Annotated in this window: 21 protein-coding genes; 3 read left to right on the forward strand and 18 right to left on the reverse strand. The window is 45.8% G+C overall.

All coding sequences use genetic code 11. From position 1 onward, the window contains the following. The 3 genes from gndA to zwf form a co-directional block, all read right to left on the reverse strand. On the reverse strand, positions 1-740 hold a 740-nt coding region (gene gndA, locus DFQ00_RS03105; RefSeq protein ID WP_110894092.1), incomplete at its 3' end, for an NADP-dependent phosphogluconate dehydrogenase. A 68-nt stretch (positions 741-808) separates the two neighbouring features. Then, complete coding sequence (gene fsa, locus DFQ00_RS03110) at positions 809-1,474, reverse strand: fructose-6-phosphate aldolase (protein WP_110894094.1); 666 nt, start codon at positions 1,472-1,474, stop codon at positions 809-811. A gap of 42 nt (positions 1,475-1,516) precedes the next feature. Further along, entirely contained in the window at positions 1,517-3,040 is a 1,524-nt protein-coding gene (zwf, locus tag DFQ00_RS03115; RefSeq protein WP_110894096.1) for a glucose-6-phosphate dehydrogenase, read from the reverse strand. A 114-nt stretch (positions 3,041-3,154) separates the two neighbouring features. On the opposite strand from zwf, the gene DFQ00_RS03120 reads away from it, so the two are divergent. Next, a complete protein-coding gene (locus tag DFQ00_RS03120) occupies positions 3,155-4,048 on the forward strand; it encodes a LysR family transcriptional regulator (RefSeq protein ID WP_110894098.1) in 894 nt (297 codons plus the stop codon). A 159-nt stretch (positions 4,049-4,207) separates the two neighbouring features. On the opposite strand, the gene DFQ00_RS03125 is transcribed toward DFQ00_RS03120, so the two are convergent. From DFQ00_RS03125 to DFQ00_RS03150, 6 genes are all read right to left on the reverse strand, one after another. After that, positions 4,208-6,226, reverse strand: a complete 2,019-nt coding sequence (locus DFQ00_RS03125; protein WP_244213677.1) for a chemotaxis protein CheA — start codon at positions 6,224-6,226, stop codon at positions 4,208-4,210. A gap of 11 nt (positions 6,227-6,237) precedes the next feature. Next, the gene (locus DFQ00_RS03130) at positions 6,238-6,663 is read right to left on the reverse strand and encodes a chemotaxis protein CheW (RefSeq protein WP_110894100.1); all 426 of its coding nucleotides are present in this window, start codon (positions 6,661-6,663) and stop codon (positions 6,238-6,240) included. Between the two features lie 24 nt (positions 6,664-6,687). Next, entirely contained in the window at positions 6,688-8,277 is a 1,590-nt protein-coding gene (locus tag DFQ00_RS03135; RefSeq protein WP_110894102.1) for a methyl-accepting chemotaxis protein, read from the reverse strand. Positions 8,278-8,814: 537 nt separating this feature from the next. Beyond that, positions 8,815-9,480: a hypothetical protein gene (locus tag DFQ00_RS03140; protein ID WP_110894104.1), complete on the reverse strand. Its 666-nt coding sequence runs from the start codon at positions 9,478-9,480 to the stop codon at positions 8,815-8,817. Between the two features lie 186 nt (positions 9,481-9,666). After that, on the reverse strand, positions 9,667-10,272 hold the full coding sequence (locus tag DFQ00_RS03145; protein ID WP_110894106.1) for a cupin domain-containing protein: 606 nt from the start codon (positions 10,270-10,272) through the stop codon (positions 9,667-9,669). 163 nt (positions 10,273-10,435) lie between these two features. Further along, positions 10,436-11,221, reverse strand: coding sequence for a hypothetical protein (locus DFQ00_RS03150; protein ID WP_110894108.1), 786 nt, complete (start codon positions 11,219-11,221; stop codon positions 10,436-10,438). A gap of 212 nt (positions 11,222-11,433) precedes the next feature. Between DFQ00_RS03150 and DFQ00_RS03155 the strand changes: the two genes are divergently transcribed. Beyond that, positions 11,434-12,387, forward strand: a complete 954-nt coding sequence (locus DFQ00_RS03155; protein WP_341866248.1) for a serine hydrolase domain-containing protein — start codon at positions 11,434-11,436, stop codon at positions 12,385-12,387. A 109-nt stretch (positions 12,388-12,496) separates the two neighbouring features. Here DFQ00_RS03155 and DFQ00_RS03160 read toward each other — a convergent pair whose 3' ends face one another. From DFQ00_RS03160 to DFQ00_RS03180, 5 genes are all read right to left on the reverse strand, one after another. Next, on the reverse strand, positions 12,497-13,522 hold the full coding sequence (locus DFQ00_RS03160; RefSeq protein ID WP_110894111.1) for a serine hydrolase domain-containing protein: 1,026 nt from the start codon (positions 13,520-13,522) through the stop codon (positions 12,497-12,499). A gap of 27 nt (positions 13,523-13,549) precedes the next feature. Beyond that, positions 13,550-14,248: a DUF1361 domain-containing protein gene (locus DFQ00_RS03165; RefSeq protein WP_110894113.1), complete on the reverse strand. Its 699-nt coding sequence runs from the start codon at positions 14,246-14,248 to the stop codon at positions 13,550-13,552. A gap of 186 nt (positions 14,249-14,434) precedes the next feature. Then, positions 14,435-15,388, reverse strand: coding sequence for a sigma-70 family RNA polymerase sigma factor (locus DFQ00_RS03170; protein ID WP_244213678.1), 954 nt, complete (start codon positions 15,386-15,388; stop codon positions 14,435-14,437). Positions 15,389-15,429: 41 nt separating this feature from the next. Continuing rightward, positions 15,430-15,873 (reverse strand): carboxymuconolactone decarboxylase family protein, encoded by a 444-nt coding sequence (locus tag DFQ00_RS03175; RefSeq protein ID WP_110894115.1) that lies wholly within the window; start codon positions 15,871-15,873, stop codon positions 15,430-15,432. 296 nt (positions 15,874-16,169) lie between these two features. After that, entirely contained in the window at positions 16,170-16,913 is a 744-nt protein-coding gene (locus DFQ00_RS03180) for a cupin domain-containing protein (protein ID WP_110894117.1), read from the reverse strand. 168 nt (positions 16,914-17,081) lie between these two features. Here DFQ00_RS03180 and DFQ00_RS29405 point away from each other — a divergent pair, with 168 nt between their 5' ends. Then, entirely contained in the window at positions 17,082-17,393 is a 312-nt protein-coding gene (locus tag DFQ00_RS29405; RefSeq protein ID WP_174812102.1) for a hypothetical protein, read from the forward strand. 125 nt (positions 17,394-17,518) lie between these two features. On the opposite strand, the gene DFQ00_RS03190 is transcribed toward DFQ00_RS29405, so the two are convergent. The 4 genes from DFQ00_RS03190 to DFQ00_RS03205 are packed head-to-tail and all read right to left on the reverse strand — an operon-like array spanning position 17,519 to position 20,711. Next, the gene (locus DFQ00_RS03190) at positions 17,519-18,106 is read right to left on the reverse strand and encodes an SMI1/KNR4 family protein (protein ID WP_110895399.1); all 588 of its coding nucleotides are present in this window, start codon (positions 18,104-18,106) and stop codon (positions 17,519-17,521) included. Positions 18,107-18,126: 20 nt separating this feature from the next. After that, positions 18,127-18,567: a hypothetical protein gene (locus DFQ00_RS03195; RefSeq protein WP_110894119.1), complete on the reverse strand. Its 441-nt coding sequence runs from the start codon at positions 18,565-18,567 to the stop codon at positions 18,127-18,129. A gap of 36 nt (positions 18,568-18,603) precedes the next feature. Continuing rightward, the gene (locus DFQ00_RS03200; protein ID WP_110894120.1) at positions 18,604-19,905 is read right to left on the reverse strand and encodes a hypothetical protein; all 1,302 of its coding nucleotides are present in this window, start codon (positions 19,903-19,905) and stop codon (positions 18,604-18,606) included. A gap of 14 nt (positions 19,906-19,919) precedes the next feature. After that, a complete protein-coding gene (locus tag DFQ00_RS03205; RefSeq protein WP_110894122.1) occupies positions 19,920-20,711 on the reverse strand; it encodes an SMI1/KNR4 family protein in 792 nt (263 codons plus the stop codon). Positions 20,712-20,729: the final 18 nt, after the last annotated feature.

Genomic DNA, 20,729 nt, shown 5'->3' on the forward strand with positions numbered 1-20,729 from the left:
TTGCCGGTTTCCGGGTCGTATTTGGAGAAGATGTCCGCTGTGATCTCGATCAGATAGCTGTCAAGCTCACCTTTGTTCCAGTCCGTGAAGATTTCATGCAGTTCCTCTACAGAAACGTTCAATACGGATTTGAGCAAGTGGTACGCCTCACCAATCAATTGCATGTCACCGTATTCGATACCGTTGTGCACCATTTTAACATAGTGTCCCGCACCGTCAGGTCCGATATACGTGCTGCATGCATCGTCGCCAACTTTAGCCGAGATGGCTGTCAGAATCGGTTCTACCAGTTCATAAGCACTTTCCTGACCACCAGGCATAATTGCCGGGCCTTTCAGAGCGCCCTCCTCACCACCGGATACACCTGCGCCAATGAAGCGGAAGCCTTTCGCTTCCAGCTCTTTGCTGCGACGCTGTGTATCAGGGAAGTAAGCATTACCACCATCAATAATGATGTCCCCTTGATCCAGATGCGGAAGAAGTTGCTCAATCGTTGCGTCGGTTGCTTTACCTGCCTGCACCATGATCAAAATTTTGCGCGGGGATTCCAGAGATGCTACGAACTCTTCGATGGAGAACGTACCGATAAGATTTTTACCTTCTGCTTCTTTCAGAAGATCATGTGTTTTCTCCGGGGAACGGTTAAATACCGCTACAGAAAACCCTTTGCTTTCGATGTTAAAAGCAAGGTTTTTACCCATTACTGCCAGTCCAATAACACCAATCTGTTGTTTACTCATTATGTCCTCCCAATACTCCATGAATGATATATATTTTTAGTTAAAACTCGTTCTCGTTCAAGCGCAGCTTATTGTACTGTTTTTTTCCAGTCAGCTGCAAATTTCTCCATCCCTTGATCTGTGAGCGGATGTTTGGAGATTTGTTCAATGACAGCGAATGGAACTGTTGCAATATGTGCTCCAGCCATCGCTACACGTGTAACGTGATCCGGATGTCTTACAGATGCTGCAATGATCTGTGCATCCAGGTTATGTGTACGGAACAGTTCAGCTACTTTAGCTACCAGTTGCACGCCGTCTTCGGAGATGTCATCGAGACGTCCCAAGAACGGAGATACGTATGTTGCACCTGCACGAGCTGCAAGCAGCGCCTGATTCACAGTGAAGATCAATGTCACGTTTGTTTTAACACCTTTTTTAGTCAAGTAGCGGCAAGCTTCCAGACCTGCAAGTGTCATTGGCAGTTTAATCGTAATATTTTTGTCGTTGTTGTTGATTTTGATCAATTCATTGGCTTGTGCGATCATCTCTTCAGCAGTCAGTGCATCAGGCGTAACTTCAGCCGAAACGGACTCAACCTCAGGGACAAGACGCAGAATTTCCTCAATGCGATCCTCGAATTTCACGCCCTCTTTAGCTACCAGAGAAGGGTTAGTTGTTACACCGGACAAGACGCCGATTTTATACGCTTTTTGAATATCTTCCACGTTAGCTGTATCAATAAAAAATTTCATGACTGAATAACCTCCGATTAGTTTGATTTTGTATTTTTTGAATTAGATGTTGCCGTTAACTGCCATAGGTACATCGCTGTCTTCCTCGGAAATCAGCTCTGTCGGCTCATCAAACCACCAGTGGTGACCATCTGCCTCCAACATAGCATCCGATTCCGCAGGACCATAACTTCCGGCAGCATACAAGTGAAGCGGAAGCAGGTTTTCATTAAAAGCATCCAGAATTGGCTGCACCCAAGCCCAGGATAATTCGACTTCATCCCAATGTGCAAAAAATGTTGGATCACCATGCAGCGCATCGCGAATCAGGTTCTCATAAGCCTCGGCCAGATCTCCCTGATCTGGAGCAAGATCAATGTGAACCGGCTTGAATTCACCTTTATTTTCAGGATCACTTGCATTCAATTGAAGCGTCATGCTTTGATCCGGGCTCATCTCGATCACAAGCAGATTTGGCTTCGAGCCGTTGTTCTTGATCAGGTGTCCTTGGCCTGAAGGCTCCTTGAACTCAATCACGATTCGTGTTGACTTCTCCTTCATTCTTTTACCCGTACGGATGTAAAACGGAACACCTCTCCAGAAGAAATCATCAATTTGCAGCTTGGCCGCAATAAATGTGTCATTCATCGTGTTCTCGGCTACGCCAGGCTCATCCGTGTATGCATGTACTGATTTGCCTTGAATGCTGCCCGCAGCATACTGTCCGCGAATGATACTTGCACCGACCGTCTGCTTTTGCAAAGGCTGGATGGATTCCATGATGTGCTTTTTCTTCTGTCCCACATTTTCGGAAGTGCTGTTGTACGGAAGCTGAATAGCCATCATCATCAATAATTGCAGCATATGGTTCTGGAACATATCGCGAACAGCGCCAACATGATCATAATAGGATGCGCGTTCTTCAACACCTACAGTCTCATTGGCAGTAATTTGCACATTGGAGATGTAACGGTTGTTCCAGAGAGCCTTCATAATCGGATTGCTCTGATGGAGTGTCTCCAGCTTCTGTACCATCGGTTTGCCCAAGTAGTGGTCAATCCGGTAAATCTCTTCTTCCGTAAACGATTCGCTCAGCTTGCGATTGAGGTCACGAGCAGATTGCAGGTCATGACCGAACGGTTTCTCAATAACAAGACGTTTCCAGCCTTGTGTAGAGCCCAGTCCGCTTGACTGAATATTTTCAGCAATCGGTTCGAAGAACTCTGGTCCAACAGAAAGATAAAACAAGCGGTTGGATGGAATGCCTAGCTCGGCTTCTCTTTGTTCAACCAAGTGCAGTAACTTTATATAATCTTCCTTATGGCTGATATTCAATACACTGTAACGGAAAGCTTTCACAAATGATTTGATCGAAGCATGATCCCCCTGACGTCTGGAGAATTCATGTAAAGATTTTTCCACTTGAGCCTGGAAAAATTCATCTGACCACTCTCTGCGGCCCATGCCGATCAGGGAAAAGGTTTCAGGAAGCTTACGCTCAAGATATAGATTATATAGGGCAGGATATATTTTTCTTTTGGCTAAATCGCCAGTAGCTCCAAATAAAACAATCGTAGTTGGTTCCATCTCTTACCGTGCTCCTTCCAAGTAACTCTGGTTTCTTTGTTGTAGTTACACTATAATACGTTTTATAGCTATACAAGTAATTAATATATTTCACAGGAGCTATAGAAGATATCTATGACAACAAATTATGAGCTATATAAAGTCTTTTATTGGGCTGCCAAAACAGGCAGTCTGACTCAGGCCGCCAAAGCTTTGTACATTACACAACCAAGCGTCAGTCATGCCATTAAACAGCTGGAGGAAAGCTTTGGACTCACGCTCTTTTACCGAAATTCTAAAGGTGTCGCATTGACTCAGGAGGGCGCGAGTCTGTATTCCTATATTGAACAATCTCAAATTCTGATCTCGCTCGCAGAAGAAAAGATGGCTGCACTCAAAAACCTGGACAACGGAGAACTGCGGATCGGAGGCAGCGACTCCCTGTTCAAGCATTACATGCTGTCGTACATCGAGGAATTTCACATTCAGTACCCTAACATCAAGCTTCATTTGAGTCACGGCACAACGCCGGAAGTCATTACGTTTCTGAAGGAAGGCAAAATTGATCTCGGTGTTGTGCGAATGCCGATCGTTGACCCGCAGCTGGAAGTTCGTGAGAGCATTCAGCTCAAGGATTGCTTTGTTGCTGGCGAGCGTTATGCCCAGTTGAAAGGGAAGGTGCTCACCCTTGAAATGCTGCTCGAGCATGAGCTTATTCTTTTCTCCAGAAACAGCCGGGTTCGTATGGCAATTACAGAGTTGTTCAACAGCTACAATTACACATTGAAACCCGAGATCGAAGTCGGCAGTGTTGATCTTCTCATTGAATTTGCTCGCCGGGGACTGGGTATCTCCTATGTCACACGCGAATTCATTTCCAAGGAGCTGGAGAATGGCTCTCTGTTCGAGATCCAGCTGGACGTACCACTCCCGCCTTCTCACGTAGGAATCATGACGAAACGCAACATGCCGATTTCCTCGGCTGCCAATCGTTTTATGGATTTGATTTTCAAGGGACAGACCGGGTAGCACTCAGTCATCCGTCTTTCATTAAACATAAACAGCCACCGGATTCCCGCATTAGCGGGAACCTTGTGGCTGTTTATGTTACTATTTTGGACTTGGTGACTGCACTGAAAACGACACAACGTGCCTCTTCCATACGTAGAGCTCAGCATATGTGAGTACTTAATGGCTAACAAGATACGATGCGTCCAGAATCAGAGCAACTTTACCATTCCCCAGAATGGTAGCCCCGGATAGATGGTTCATAGCTCCAAGATACGTTCCAAGTGTCTTGATGACCACCTCCTGATTGCCGATAATCTCATCGACCGCATAAGCTGCAACTTTATCAACCGAGCGAACAATGACGATCGGAATCGTTTTGGAACGACGCTCCGAATTTGCATAATTCAGCTTCTCACTCAAGCGATTAAAGGGCACAATACGCCCATGATTAAGAATGGATTGCTGACCCTGAATCATCTGAATATCCGTTGGCATGATTCGCACAATTTCGGCTACGTTGTACATCGGCAGAATCAGAACGCGACCCGAAACCTTTACCAGCAGTCCCTTGATAATGGCGAGGGTTAGTGGCAGCCGAATCGTAAAGGTCGTGCCCACGCCAACCTGTGTATCAATATCTATGATGCCGTTCAGTCTTCCGATCTGGCTACGCACAATATCCATACCAACGCCTCGGCCGGATACGTCACTTACTGTCGAAGCTGTGGAAAATCCAGGCTCGAAGATCAGATGAACAGCCTCGTCAGCATTCAATCGTGCAGCCTGTTCTTCATTAATGATCCCTTTAGCCAAAGCAGAAGCTTTGATCTTGTCACCATCAATACCCCGGCCATCATCCGAATAACGGATGACAACATGATTTTCCTCATGAAATGAAGTTAATGTAATACGACCTTTTGTTGGTTTCCCGTTTGCTGCACGTTCTTGCTCACTTTCAATGCCATGATCGGCACTATTCCGAATGAGATGGATTAACGGATCGCTTAACTCCTCAATAATCATCCGATCCAGCTCGGTCTCTCCTCCATGAATCACAAGCTCCAGATCTTTACCCAGCTTCTGCGACAAGTCACGTACCAGTCTCGGAAATCGGTTAAACAATTGATCAATGGGCAGCATACGTGTCTTCATGACCCCATCCTGTAATTCCTTGATTACCCGTCCCATATGATCGGATACTCCACCAATATTCTGAATTAGCAATGAAGTATCCTTTCGGGCACCAGAGCTGCTCAGATCAGCCAGGGATGTCTGATCAATCAATAGCTCACCTACCAGATTCATCAGATGATCAAGACGCTCCACACTTACCCGAACGGTAGGTTGCATCGTCTTTGCCTTATCCTCACTCACAGGTGAAGCGGGGTCAGGCATACTCCCACCGATCTCATTCTCTGGTTTTGACAGCTCCAGCGTGGCAGCTGCTTCACTGCTTTGCAACAGGTAAGGCTTCACCTCAATGGACTGAATATCTGAATCACCGGAAAGTAACTTTTTGATTACGTTATCACTTAATGACGAGGCAATGATCATGACAAACTGTCTGTAGTGTTCGTCTTGTTCATCCTTATTCGGATCATCAAGATCTATATCTTCTGTAGAACACGAGAGCACTGTTCCGCCGCCTTCCTCCAAACGCTTACGGAGAATGTGATATCTCGGCCCTTTCATCAAACAATCCTCTCGAAGCAGTATTTGCACAGCATACAATTGCTGACCCTTCAGGACAGCTTCTTGTGCAACGTTTGCATTAACCGGCTTCAGTGAAACAGATTGCAGTTTCACATCTATTTTAGGCTTGCGAATTAAGGCGTGTATCTCATCTACAACCGCTCGAACATCGGTATAGGGCTCCTCTCGTACATACTGATCACGCAGCTCCTTCATGGCATCCAGCGAACGAAAAAGTGTATCAATCAGCTCTGCCGTAACTTCCGGCTTCTCGGAGCGAACCCATTCCAGTGCAAATTCCACCTCATGAGTTAAATCGCTTAATTCACGAAAATCCATGGTAGATGCCGAGCCCTTGATCGTGTGAGCTGACCGGAATAACGTCTGAACCAGTTCAGCAGAAAATGATTGCTCCAGCGCAAGTAAAGATTGATCCATTCGTTCCAATTGATCATTCAGTTCTTCGATAAAAATGTCACGGTAGGCAGACAAGTCCATCATCATATGAATTCCTCCTAACCGCCCAATATCTCATCCAGCTTCAAAATACCCACCAGTTCGTCTCCTTGTTGACCGATCCCTTGAAAGAACGCCTCAAGGTGACGTCCATGCCCTGCGGAAGGGGGATGAATCTCTGAATAGGTCGTCACTTTATTGACTCGATCAACAATCAAGCCGATGTATTCTTCCTGATAACGAACCACAATAATTCTTGTGGCTCTCGTTTCAGGTTCATCAGGCATGCCAAGCAAGCCGCGCAGACTCATCACACAAACAACCTTACCGCGCAAATTCATGACACCTTTGATTTCAGGCCGGCTGAACGGAATATCCGTGATACTGAGCATTTTGATAATCTCATGAATCTCTTCTATGCGAATTGCACAAGTCTCTGCGCCAACAGCCAGTTCAATATATTGCTCTTTCTGAAGTGAAGACATCGTTTCACCCTCAATTCGTTGTATTTACTGGGTTTTGAAAGCTGCTGCGGATTGCGCCAGCTCTTCAGCCAGATGTGCCAGGGACTGACAAGTTGCCGCGGTTTCCTCTGAAGCAGCCGCAGACTCCTCACTGGAAGCCGAGATGGACTCCACAGAGCTCATAACCTCCGCAGCCTGGGCGGCTTCTTCTTCACATGCAGCCGCAATCTCATTCACTTTCTGTGATGAGTTGTTCACCATGTCAATAATTTGGTCGAAAGCTGCTCCCGTTTTGGAAGATTGCTCCACGCTGTCTGCAACAGCCTGTACACTTTGTCTTGTATTTTCCTGCATCACTTTAATAATGGTGGTAATCTCTTTCGTTGCTTCACCGCTTCGTTCAGCCAGCTTGCGAACTTCGTCAGCAACAACAGCGAAACCTCTGCCCTGCTCTCCGGCACGAGCCGCTTCAATCGCAGCATTCAGTGCAAGCAGGTTAGTTTGTTCAGCGATATCGTCAATGACTTCGATAATGTCGCCAATCTTACGTGAATCCTCTTCAAGCTTGGCCATCTTCGTATTTACAGCCTGCATGCCTTCCAACGAGGTTTGCACTACATGACCGCCTTCACGTGCAGTTTTCACAGTATCATTGGACAGTTCCGCCGCTTCCTCAGCGCTAGCCGCTACCGAATTAATAGCCAAGGAGAGCTCCTTGAAGAGTTCCGAAATGTTGCCGGCTTCACTGGATTGACTTGTGCTGGTGCTTGCAATTTCCTGTGTACTTGCGGAGATTTGCTCCGAGGACGCCGCTACACTTTGGGAATTCATCACAATGTTGTTGATTAACAATCTCAGATTATCCACCATACGGTTAAGTGCACCTGCCAATCGACCCACTTCATCCTTGCTGGAAATATCTGATTTAAGCGTCAAATTGCCGTTTGCTACTTCAGTTGCAAGTTCGAGCATAGCCATGAGCGGTCTCGAGATGGAACGAGAGATGATATATCCGATTAGAATGCTAAAGAGTACAGAACCAATAACCATAACAATGGTGACAGCAAATGCATTCGAGTATGCCTCTTCGGATTTGGCATTTGCTTCTGCGGCCAGATTTACATTGAGCTCTGTAAGTTTGGTCAGTGTAGCATTGACTTGATCACCTGGAGGTTTAAGAGACTCTCTCAAAAATGAGATGAATTTAGCTTGATCATTTGAGAGTGCCAATGTAATTCCCTCGTTATACAACTGTATGTAGCCGTTATATTGATCATTCAGTTCAGTAAGTAATGCAGCTTCTTGCTCCGTATTTGCGAGTGAACGATACGCGGAAAGACGACTTTCCAACGATGTCTGAATTTTAGTAATATTTTCTCTAATGTCACTTCTCTTAGTTGCATCCGTTTCTGTGCCAAGATCACGGATATTAACACGCATTCTTTGATACTCAATCTGAGCACTGGATAATTCCCTGACAGAGATCAGATTGCTGTTGTACATGTCTTGCATACGTTCATTCGTACTTCTTAATGTGAATATAGAATATATTCCAAGTGCTGCTAGAATTAAGGACACAACCAAAAATGCTGATATAATTTTTGTTGCTGTTTTCAAGTTGCCAAACCACTTCATTTGATCTCCTCCTAATGATTGTAGTGTCCAGTTAGATATTTAGCTTGCGAGCCCCTTCCCAGGCCGAGCCCTAGACAGTATACGATCTATTTCGACAGAAATGTAATAAAACTGAATAGATTATTTAAATATTTGTAATTTTTCACTTTTATGCATAATTTATTTGAATAAAAAGCCCCTATCATTCGTAACAACTATATTATTAACCTTTGATTTCCACATTATATTTTCATTTTTGCGAAAATCAGCACTGAACCAAAAGATATCCCGTCTAATCGACTATTTAATCTTTTTGAACTACCTTTTATATACACCAGTACTATAATCCTTAATATTTCTTAACATTTCTTCACACCTCTTAATAGTTCTTTCGTCTTATACGAATCGAAATCTATTCGCGTTTGGTTAGCGTTCAGCATAGTAACTTTACATTTTTGTATCTTTTACGTTCTTCAAGAAAAGTAAAGACCTATTTTGAGATTCAGAAAAAAATAACCAAACTCTCTGAAAAGAGAGCTTGATTATTAATTATAGCCTCTATTCTAGTTCTGCCAAACACTTCTCAATTCGCTTCGGAATGATCCTGAACAGCTCGTCCCACGTTATAAAGATCTCAGGATTCCATATGTACTCCTCAAATTCCATACTTGGAATAAATGCTTTCGTTTGCAAATACGCCTTCACTTTCTGATCTATTTGCTCATTCGTTTGAAAATAAGCTTCAAACATCTCATTTACAAGCAAACCCGCTTCTCCTGCATCAGGACCTGCTGCGGTATACAGATTTGGCAGTAGCTCAAACACCACTGGCAGCGGTGAAAACGCATGTTTCCCCGGCTGAGAGTACAAGCATACCCGCTGACCCATCAGGTTTGTCTTCTCTTTTAGAATCCCTCGCAATACTCTGCCATGAAAGCTGGCCTCGCAATCCACTACTTGCCCGTCATGTCCCACATGAATCCAGATATGTTCCATCTCATATAAGTGACCAATCTCATAATCCCACCATATTGCATATTCGATAACATATTGAACGATCTCTGTCGGGAATTGAATCTCTCTGCGGAAGGAGGATGATAATCCGGGCTGTTCAAACAAAGAGACCCCCACCAAGTCAGGGTAGAACGGTTCGTTCCGATCAAACAGGATAACAGGGGCATACCTCAAAGCGACTTCAATCATTTCATGTTCTGACATTGACATGTACGCTGCCTCACTTTCTATGGTGTAACTTCTCGGCGAAGAGAAACGAAATATGCTGGCTCGTCTCTTGCAGAGCGGTATCCCATTCCATATTAATCATTCAAGCAAAAACCTGCAAGCCGATTACTATGGCCGCAGGCTTTGTCTTTATTATATAACGGTGAACATAACGCTTGACTTAGCAGTTCATTCAGGCCGGAACGTTGTCTTGGTGGATAACGGCATCGTTGCAGCCTTTCCCTTCGCGGATTGATTAGAAGCCGCACTGTCACATCCTATCGGCGGGCCGAGAATTGCATCATTTTTGATCGACGCAACTGCTTTGGCATAAGCCTCTTCATCCAGACAGTATGCACGGTGAGCCACCTCAGACGGTGTAGCGGCAAGAAAATCTGCGCCAAATACGATATCAGGCGTTGGCTGATCAAATATGGTCAGTACGTACACGTCATCTGTCTCCGCAACAAACCAATGAAACCAGCCTTTTGGGAACACGCAGACCTGGCCCGGCTTCAGGCGATACGTAATCCGTTCGCGTGTGAAAGGATTAAACACCGAAGCAGTAATCTCCCCCCTGATAACGATAACCATCTCTGTTACATTGGTGTGCCAATGAGGCTGCACGATAATGCCCTTGCTCAGATATACGTTAAAAAAACCATTAGCAATCGTTGGCAATTGTTCTCCGAACAGCTGTGTGACATAATTTTGCGGATCTCTGCGGTAGTTTACAACAGCATTGGAGTCTGCGGCTAGTGGCACGTTTGGGGATTGCAATATCGGATTAATCATGAATGAACATCTCCTCCTTGGGCATACATCTCGTTGTTGTACTCTATGCGGAGAAATCACTGATTAATACTACACCCAAGCTTTACTAACCGTTGAAGCATCTATATGCAAAAAGAACACGAAAAGCCTCTTTCTTCACAGCACTGTGAAGAAAGAGATCTTGTCATATAACAACAATTCTGGATTTCAACTTCTTGCCTATAATTATACCTGCCACAATCTGAGCAAGTAATGACAATATAGATAACTTCCAGTCCAGAAGCATAATAAGAGGGGATAAAATCATACTAAGCTTGAGAAAGGTATCCCATTTCTCCCTGATGACCAGTTCTCCCTCCATCCAAACTACAGATATTGCAAAGATAAACATAATACTAAGTGAGACGGTTATAAAAGAAGTACCTAAATACACTCTATCCCATATGTTATTCTCCAGAATCGCAAGTGAAACGAACCATAGAACCGTAAAAAATATTGCAAAAATAATCAAAATGGGTTTTAAAGGATTAAATATTTTAAAGACCGAATCGAATGCATCTCCTGTTACTTCGCGAGAATCCAACATATTTCTTTGTTTGTCCACCCTGCTAATCTCTGCCTGAATAAGCACCATAACTGTTGCCAGGCTCTCCCTGTCCCTTCGCAGGTAAAACCCTTGTATTAATTTCCGAATATCTTCCGAGAAGCTCGAACCACATTCGCCTAACTTTTCAAACAAATTTTCCAGATTCCCGGAGCCATCCGGTCGAGCCTGATAACGAGCGATAGCTGCCTCCACCTTAATATGAGCGTCCAGCTTCCTTTGAACCCGATTCAGTTTGTTTTGAGTATCCTTCTCTTTCATCATTTTAAATTCTTTATAAAGCCAAATGACAATGGTACATATAGCAGTATAAATAACCGAAAATACCGGCTTTGCTTGTATGTATCCAAATAAATGCTGTAACATCTACTTTCCACCTTTGATTATAGTTATGAACAAGCGCCCTTTATTTGAGCTGCCTTGATGATTATGTTAACATAGTGGCAGCGATTTCCATGTTCTGCATTCACAACTTCATTTACTGGTCACACAGAAAGGACACTATGAATCTCTCAAGTCTTCAACATACACTAGAAAAGTCAATCCCACAACTCGATCTGCGGAGCTGTCTGATCCGCGTGCGCGGTGAGATGCTTTACAAGCATTATCGCAATATACAGGCGGAGACAGAGATCGCCAAAATCAATTCATGTACCAAAAGCTTGATTTCCGCGCTTATCTGTATTGCCATGGATCGAGGGCTGCTGCCCGAGGCAAGCACGCCCATCTCAGCCTTTTTCCCACAGCTTACATCTGATTCCGACCCGCGTAAACCAGCAATTACACTGGAACAGCTGCTTACGATGACAGCCGGGTTTAACTGGGACGAATTCGGCGGGCAAAATTCGTTTCCACGAATGACCCGAACGGATCATTGGGTTGCTTTTGCTATAGAACAGCGTTTACGTCATGAGCCGGGCACACACATGGAATATAATTCAGGAGTCTCCCAAATCCTGTCTTCCATCCTGATGCAGCATGCAGGAATGAGTGTTGCAGCATTTGCGGAGCGATATCTGTTCGGCCATCTCGGCATTCACGATTATGAATGGGAGCAGGACCCTCAGGGGGTGCATACAGGCGGGTTTGGGATGAAGCTATTGCCCGCAGATTTACTCAAATTCGGACAACTTTTTCTGCAGCAAGGAATGTGGGAGGGGAAAAGGCTCATATCCAGCGAACTGGTTCAACGTTCCACACAGGCTTTCATCACGGTGCCCCCTCCTAACCATGGAAGTTACGGCTGGCACTGGTGGGTGGATCAATACGAGCCTGCAAACGCTAATGAGAACATTGCCGGAAGCCTCGTATTGGAGAACACCTCTGCAGAACAACAGACCCCGCTGCATTATTACTATGCCAGAGGATTCGGCGGGCAGTATGTGTACGTTGTTCCCGAACTGGAGCTTGTGACTGTGCTGACCAATGATAAACGTAAAAAAGAAAAGCCCCCACTGGACGTATTTCCAAGATTAATCGTTCCTGAACTATGGAGGCTCGCTCGCTGCTCCGGCAACAGCTCTGGGGATTAGGCACATTTCATCCGATGATCTTCCTGAAGATTTACTTATAGATACTCCCTTGCCCCCACCTTACTCGGCAGAACTTTAAACCAGGAAACGAGTAAGCGTGAGGGTCTTATTATGTTCTCAGCATCTGCTCCACTGCCAGCGTGATTGGATATGGGCCCGAATCCTGATTGGATATCACAACAAGCTGCACACCGTACTCAGGATATACACCCGACATAAATGAAACGCCCGGATCAAAACCCATCACATGGCATTTAAACGTCTTCTCTGCCTCAAGCTCCAGCCAGACGCCTAGGCCGTAATGTTCCTCATCTTCATCATGCGCGTGTGACGTTAACAGGTTACGTGTCATCTCTTCACTCAATAACGTATTCCCCTGCAGAGCATCCCAGAAACGAATCATATCCGGTGCGGTCACATATGCTCCACCATCTGGTCCACCTTGTACAGGAATCGTGAAGATATTGCTTGCCCACGACCCGTCTTCAGCGTCAATATATCCTATAGCGGTATGACGTGGCAGTTGATCTGTCCGAAAATAACCCGAATCCTCCATACCGCATCGTTTGAAAATATGCTCCTGCACATAGCTGGCAAAGGGAACGCCCGTATGTTGCTCCACAATGAGACCCAGCACGATAAAGGCTGCATTGTTATAGTGGAATCGCTCCCCAGGTGCCGACTTCATCGGCAGATGCTGGAACAGGGGCAGAAAATCCCGAGGCTGTTGCATCCTGTACACGGGTCTGTCTTTCCACAGCTCCGAAAAATCATGCATAACCTCCTCATCGAAATAATCAGGTATGCCCGAAGTATGTGTCAATAAATGATGAACCGTAATTTGCGGGTCCCATGCCGGGAAAGTCACATTCAGAACATCCTGTAATCTGGACTCAAGTGAAAACTTACCTTGCTCAATCAACTGAGCGATACTTACCGCCGTGAAAATTTTACATCCTGAAGCGATACCAAAACGTGTATTCACATCATTCGAAAGCTCATCACTCCGGTTCGCATATCCACGTGTCAATTGAAACAACGTCTGACCATCCTGCTTGCACAGCACAACACCTGAGAAATTATTTTGCTCCATAACCTCTTTCACTTTTTCCATCGCCTTCTTATGATCGAGCATATTGAATTCACCTGCACTTTCTTGTGATTAGTTGGTTCGTTCATACCGCTGACCCGAAGCTCTCGCATGAATCAAATAATATAACGAAAGATAGATCGTGATCAGAAACGTTGCGAAGAACATACAAAACGCCAAGGAGGACCGGTTCACACTTTCATGCATCAATTGCAGAAGCGTCTCGCGGTTGGTTAAGGCATCCCAGCTGTTTAACCGGTATACACGCCCAAGCAAAACGCCATAACTGGCAAGTGCTGTTGCTCCCCATACAAAAACCCAAGAAGCCATGCGCCCCAAACGTTGATAAATTACACCTTGAAGCTGATACATAGAGAAAAATCCAATCAGCAGACCTGTCCATACAAACATCAGCACAACACTCAGATCATACCAGTAGTTGAAGCTCACACCGTTTCCAGAGAAATATCTGGAACTTCGGGAGGATAGATGAAGCAGATCGGTAACGATATACGAGGAATTGGGAAAAAAGAGCAGCCACAGCATGCCACTCGGAATCGCAAGCCATATCGCTAATTTCCATTTCAATTGGCTGAGCGCATAGGTTATGGAGGAGAATATAAATGGAAGCCAGCCCAGAAACAGATTCCAGATCAGGAAGCGGAAATACCGCTGATTCAGCCAATCGGCCGCCACATAGTATAAGGCCACTGTAACCACCGTGACTGCGCTGAGAAAAATAAACATATGCAGCCCATTTAGTTTTTTCAAAGCATACAACCTCACTTGTTGTAAAATCCAAAGCATTCTTCAATAATTACATATATTTACCTCTTTTCAATCTACTAGCATCATACCATATCTGTCTAACCCATCTCCATATTGCCAAAGAAACGCCAAAGCAAAAGGACACTCGGCTGAGTGTCCATAAACTGATGCGGAAACAATGTGAGTTTTTCATTCAACACGATTCACCGGCTGCACTGACACCAGTTTATCAGGATTAACGATAAGATATATTCCCTTGATCCGCTCGCTTGAAGCATGCATCTCCAGACACAGCACCTCAGTCAACCTGTCTTCTTTCATCAAAACCAGCTGCAGCTCACCATTAATCCAGGCAGGTAACCATTCCCGTTCTCTTAATGATTTCAGCACTCGTGGAGAAGTAAGAATGGCAAGCACACCCTTGGGTACACGCATCGTTCTCATAATCGTACGTACAACGCCGCCTCCGTCCGCTGTAAACACAGGCTCATCCGTTAGCAGCTCCAGCATCGCAGAGACATCATGCCGAAGAAAAGCCGTTGTGAATCGCCTAAGCACCTGCTCCTTAACTCTCCAATCCGCATTAGTCGGCTCGGCTGTCGCTGCATGCTCAGGCAGATGACCTCTGGCACGACGATAGATTTGACGACAGTTACTTTCCGTTTTTCCCAGCCATTCCGCTATCTCGGCATAGTCATGCTGAAAGGCTTCACGCAGGACAAAAACCGCCCGTTCCATAGGAGATAGACGCTCTAACATGACCAGATAAGCGTAAGATATCATCTCTTTTTGCTCAAGCGCCTGCTCCGGTATATCACTCGTCTCATACACACCCAGCGGCTCAGGAAGCCATTCTCCAACATATTGCTCCCGTTGGTTACGGGCAGAATTTAATACATTCAGGCTTCGATTCATCATTATTTTTCCAATGTACGTTTTGGGGTGATGAATTTCCTCATTTTTCATGCTTTGTAGAGTTGTGAAGCAGTCCTGCACCAGATCCTCTGCTTCTGTCACACTGCCCAGCATGCGGTAGGCGATGGAGAAAGCATAGTTTTTATATTGCAAATACAACGCACCAACATCCAGAGAAGACACTTGCGTAGTATGTTTATGTTGATCAGAATGAAGCTTGGATTGCACCGTATATCGCCTCCTCTGGCTTGATTCGTCTAAAGATCGAGCTAAAAACAACCGGGGTACATACCTGTCGTAATCGCTATACGGTTCCAGTTATTGATGGAGTTGATTGCCATGATCAGATCGACGATTTCATTTTCGCTGAAGTATTCTCCTGCTTTAGTATATAGCTCAGTCGAAATGCCCAGCTCTGATATTAATGTGATTGCCTCCGCCAGTTCAAGCATAACACGCTGCTTGTCTGTGAATATCGGCACTTCGCGCCAAACACTGAGTAGAAGAATATGATCACTGTAATCGCCCAGCTTCATTAAATCCTTAGCATGCATGTCCAAACAAAATGCACAGCCATTGATCTGCGAAACGCGAATCTTTAACAGCTCGTACAACACCTTGTCTTCAAATTGCCCGGACACATATTGCTCCATCGCCATCATCGCTTTATATGCTCCCGGACTAACCACTCTGTAATTCATTCGTAAATTCATGTTTTATTCGCCTCCATCATTTGATCTACATCATGAAGACAAACGACATATCCTGTTTGTGACAGCGTTATACAAAATTGAATCCATAATCAAAGCAGGCTCACCGTTTTGCAGCTTGAGCTGGAATTTATATAGAGCAATCCCGAGGACCAAAAAACCTGGAGGGTCGTGCGTATCCCCAGATTTTCAGTCTTCGGCGTTTCTGTGGAGCTAAATCGTTCAATGGTATAGCACGCCTATGTTCATTTTAGCTGAAACGTGATGATCCCAGTAGATAAACAGGTAAATAAGATCCCCTATGCTTCTTTATTTGAAGTTTGATGCACTGGGAGCTCGGTGTAATATGGGCATCCTGGTTCATGAATAATACGAGGGTCAACCCATGTGCCCCAGTATGGAAGACGATTTGCGTAGGGGGGGATATGGGGCGGAATGTTCGGCTGCACATTAGGCTGAATATTCGGTCCAGCATTAGGCATCGGGTTCGAAGCAGGGACAGTCTGTGTTTTGCAATTCGGCGGAGGGCCAATGATGACCGTATTCTGTATGGGCGCCAGTGCCTCCTGCACTTTCTGTTCGTCCAGACAATACGTGTGTGCCAACAATTGGGCAGGGGTCAACCGTAAAATGTCGGAGCCAAATATCGCTTCAGGCACAGGTGCATCAAAAATCGCGAGCAGATGTGTGTCATCGACTGTCGCCACTTCATAGTGCCACCAGCCTTGCGGAACATTGGCCGCTTGCCCCGGAGTAATCGGAAAATGGAGCAATTCATTCGTAAACGGGTTAATTAGAGAGACCACTGCTGCACCGCTAATACAATAAACAAGCTCGGTTGCATTTTGATGAATGTGAGGTTCAACGACATTTCCTTTACTGAGAAAAATATCAAGCAGCGATGTGTTGCCTAATGTGTTCAGCTGTTGTACTGAAAGTGCGTTAATGTAGTTATACTCATCCTTCTTAAAGAACGGATTTTTGCTTAGATCATAAGTAAATTGTGTGGTTGATAAGGTGTAGTCCATATATGAGGTTGACAAAATATAACGCCTGCCCTTCGCTCTCGGTTTAGGTCGTACCTATATCCTCAGCTTATGCCCATAGCCCATTTCTGTGAGCCCAATTCGGACATTTGAATTGCACTGTGTCAGCCCGGGCTCTTGCCGCATAGGCTGATATCATCCATTCAGATATTGGAGGCTTGTTATATGTCGTATGTACCGGGTTCAACAACAACCCAGCAGCCTGTTACTTATCCTTATTATCCGCCACCTCCCCCACCACCGCCGTATCCTTATCCCTACCCTTATCCTTATCCACCCGTAGTGCCTCTTCCCCTGCCGCTTCCCTATCCCATCGGAGGACCGGGCCCGTGGTGGCATGGCGGATATCCGGGGCATTATCCCGGATATCCGGGCGGCCCACACATCGGTGGACCCGGTGGGCCGGGCGGTCTCGGGGGACCCGGTGGACCTGGAGGTCCCGGCGGGTTCCATGGTCATCGTTTTTTCCAGTGGTAACATCTGAAAGTCCAAACGTTTAACCCCACAAAAGGCATCACGCAGAAGCTATGGATTAAGCTTCTACCGTGATGCCTTTTCATCTTCTTTATTTTTCTAGCCACATGTCAATGTACAAGGTGCACTTAGTATTCAATAGCATCCAGAAGGCTCAGGTTGCGGTTCGACATTTGAAGCAATTCTGTAAAGGAAGCAGCAGCATAATACACAAAATCCGGATCATGGACATGCATAATAATCTGCCCGTATGTACCTGCCACCGCCGGATCAAAGTCAAACAGCAGATATATTGAACCGCCAGCCATAGCAGCAAAAGGAATCCATGAGGTGTTGAATAAATACGGCTTGATCTCCGGGTCCAGCTCACGAATTTCTTCAGCCTTATAGTGCTCCTCCAGCCTCTCATCCACATCACAAAAAAATCGCTTGGTCTCCTGAATCTCCTCCAGCGACATCAGATAAAACGGAAGACAGCGCCCCTGCTCCGCATCCCCTGGATACAGCACATGCATACCATAGCCACTACCATTGGTATGACGGTAAAAAGCACGAAAATCCTCAGGCAGGCGAACATTATACTGCTGCTCGAACCTTTCCAGTTCTTCCTCTGCCACCCCTTCCAGCAGAAGGTATTGGTCATATAACAAGCGAATCTCTTCATCCTGAATTTTATCGTGCAACAGCTGATTCAGCTCATCCCGTAATCTGTCCATAGTCATATGTAGCTCAGACTTCATACCCCTTCACCTTCCGTATTGCCTCTTTTTTGTACATACTGCTCATATTCCCAGAAGGCCTCCTGCTCTCCGCCGTCTTCGACCAAAATCATGACTGCATACGAGAACATACTGAGCCACTGCTCCATTACAACCACCTGCTCGTCCGAGATCAGATGATTACTGCGAAGCATGCCTGCCGGTTCAATCGCCCATGCTCTCGCCAGATGAGGAATGCTCCACAAACAAGCCATCACTTCGCGATCTAACATAGGACGAGCAAGCTCTCGGGCCAGCACGCGTAATATGCTCATCAGCTCATGAAAGTTCTCTTCGATTAAATGACCGCGAAAGGGCCGAAGACTGCCCAGAAAACCTTGCTCCACTTTAGGATGAGTAACATCATCACAAGCGAATGCGTGACATTTTAATAAAAAAACGGCCTCTTCGCGTTCCATTCCTATCATCTCCAGCCTGAAATCTCTCATTCGATATTACCAGCGCAGCGGCTCCTCATCACGCCACAAAACATAACGCTCCAGTTCACGCAGTGTGCCTGTGCCTATGCCGTATTCATCCATACTTTGCGAACACAGATCAAGCAGATGCAGCATACCGCCGTATGTTCCGACTGCAAGCTGCGACTGATCGGGAGATACAGCCAGAGAATAGATCGTTGAGCCGACAAAATGCCGCCAAAGCTCCTGTCCTGCATTATTGATGCAATATAAATAACCGTAAGCATCACCAATGATCATACCTGCTTCAATCTCAACCATCGTATATACACGAGCGTTCTCGTCCATGATCGGCCATTCTTCCGAGTCTTCATGACCCTCCATATCAGCTAATCGGAGCTGAATGGTGACCCCGTTATAGAAATGACATGCATTAAACCAGACATGCTGATGATCCCGGCTGAATGCTGCACAATGCGGATAACTGGACTGCGGCTCAATCTGAACTACTTTGTTCATTTTTCGATCCATAACGGTATGGCTGCTCATCTGGCTGCCCCATGCAATCCAGCGTTCATCATATGAAACAGCAGCATGCCCCATCGATAAGCGGGTATCTTCATATTCGTACTCTTGAATCTCGCCCACGTCCGGATGAAGAATCGTCACCTTCGCCTGCTCCAGCAGGTATATCCCCAATTCAGATTGAAGCAGTAACGTCCGCCCATGGTCAACAGGTATCAGCTTTTCTAACGTATATTCGGGATGGGGAGAGTCCGCAAGGGATTCAATTCCGGGTAAAACGGCCCTGATCTGCTCCTGGATCTCACTCCAGTGATACCATGCCACCTGTTCTCCTTCCAGCCTGCAGTCAGGCTGACGGATGACACGGACCCCTTCGCTATTTGCGAGAGCAATGTACCTTCCATCTGGCGAACTGCCTGCAAATGCTGCATCCGGGCTTCGCCACCAGCCTTGCTGATCCATCGTGTACACTTGACCCTTATTCGACGACAAACCTGTATTACAGAGAATCGTTCCCTCATTCAGATAACCTGCAACCTGAACCGCCTGCATCGAATTTTGAAAATAATTGCTGAGCGGCCAGGTTGCTGCCGGCAATTCCTTGCGAAGCCGTTCCACCTCTCCCTGAAGGTTGGCCTGCTTCACCATTTTCATTACTTTGGCACTGATCGTATGACGAGTATCATCTGAAAGCTCGGATTCGTCTGGCTGCTCACCCTTCAGCAAGCTGCGGACGAATGTGTTAACATCGCCTGCATACCGCATGCCCTCCATACGCCATTTTTCAGCAATCTCTGTATTAAGCCAGCTCATGCCACTTCTCCCCCTTATTCTGTTCGCTGCTTTACTTCCGTACAATAATGTGCCAGCAGGAACTGTCGTATCTCCCGAATTACCTGTATGTCCTGAGTTTTCTGCACTTCCATTTTCTGATCCTCTGTCTCCTGTTGTTGACATTCTGCTTCCTCAAAAATCAATGCAATCTCTCGTTCATAGGCATAATTAAAGCGCACATACCCACCGATTGATGCTCGAAACAGCTTGCAGATATATTCGTCTTCAATGACCAGATCCCACGCGAACTGCGATTGGCACAGGCCAGCCAGCTCTTTCATGGAAAGCCCGTTTTCTTTACCTGTATAATGATAAAAAGTATACGTCCGCATTTCATTCCATGGTTCATAATACGCAGGTCTGAAAGGCTTATCCTTTTGATAATATCCACAGTAGATTTGATCCAAAATTTCGGGAAAGGACTTATCGGCGCAAGGCCACAGCGTTATCTGTTCATCATGCCGTGGAAGCCAGATCAGCCCCTCCACCTGTGCATGAACAGCCAGAAAGTCTCCATCCACCGAAGTCCCGATACACACACACTCCTGCAACTGCTGCTGGTTGATTGGCGTTTCGTCTATATGCTCCCAAAGATCATATTCCACAAATGGCTTCAAAACCTCAGGATCAGGCCGCTGCACATTCATCCAGCCTGAATATGTACCCTCCCCATATTGCTGCATCCAACGCTGATAGGCCGAGGGCAGACGAATGCTGTGCTTGTGCTCCACTTGCTGCAATTCTTGCATAGATACCGGCTTAATTAGATGAGACACAATATACATTCGACAATCGCTCCTAGC

Source organism: Paenibacillus barcinonensis, assembly GCF_003217495.1.
In the GTDB taxonomy this organism is placed as follows: Bacteria; Bacillota; Bacilli; order Paenibacillales; family Paenibacillaceae; genus Paenibacillus; species Paenibacillus barcinonensis.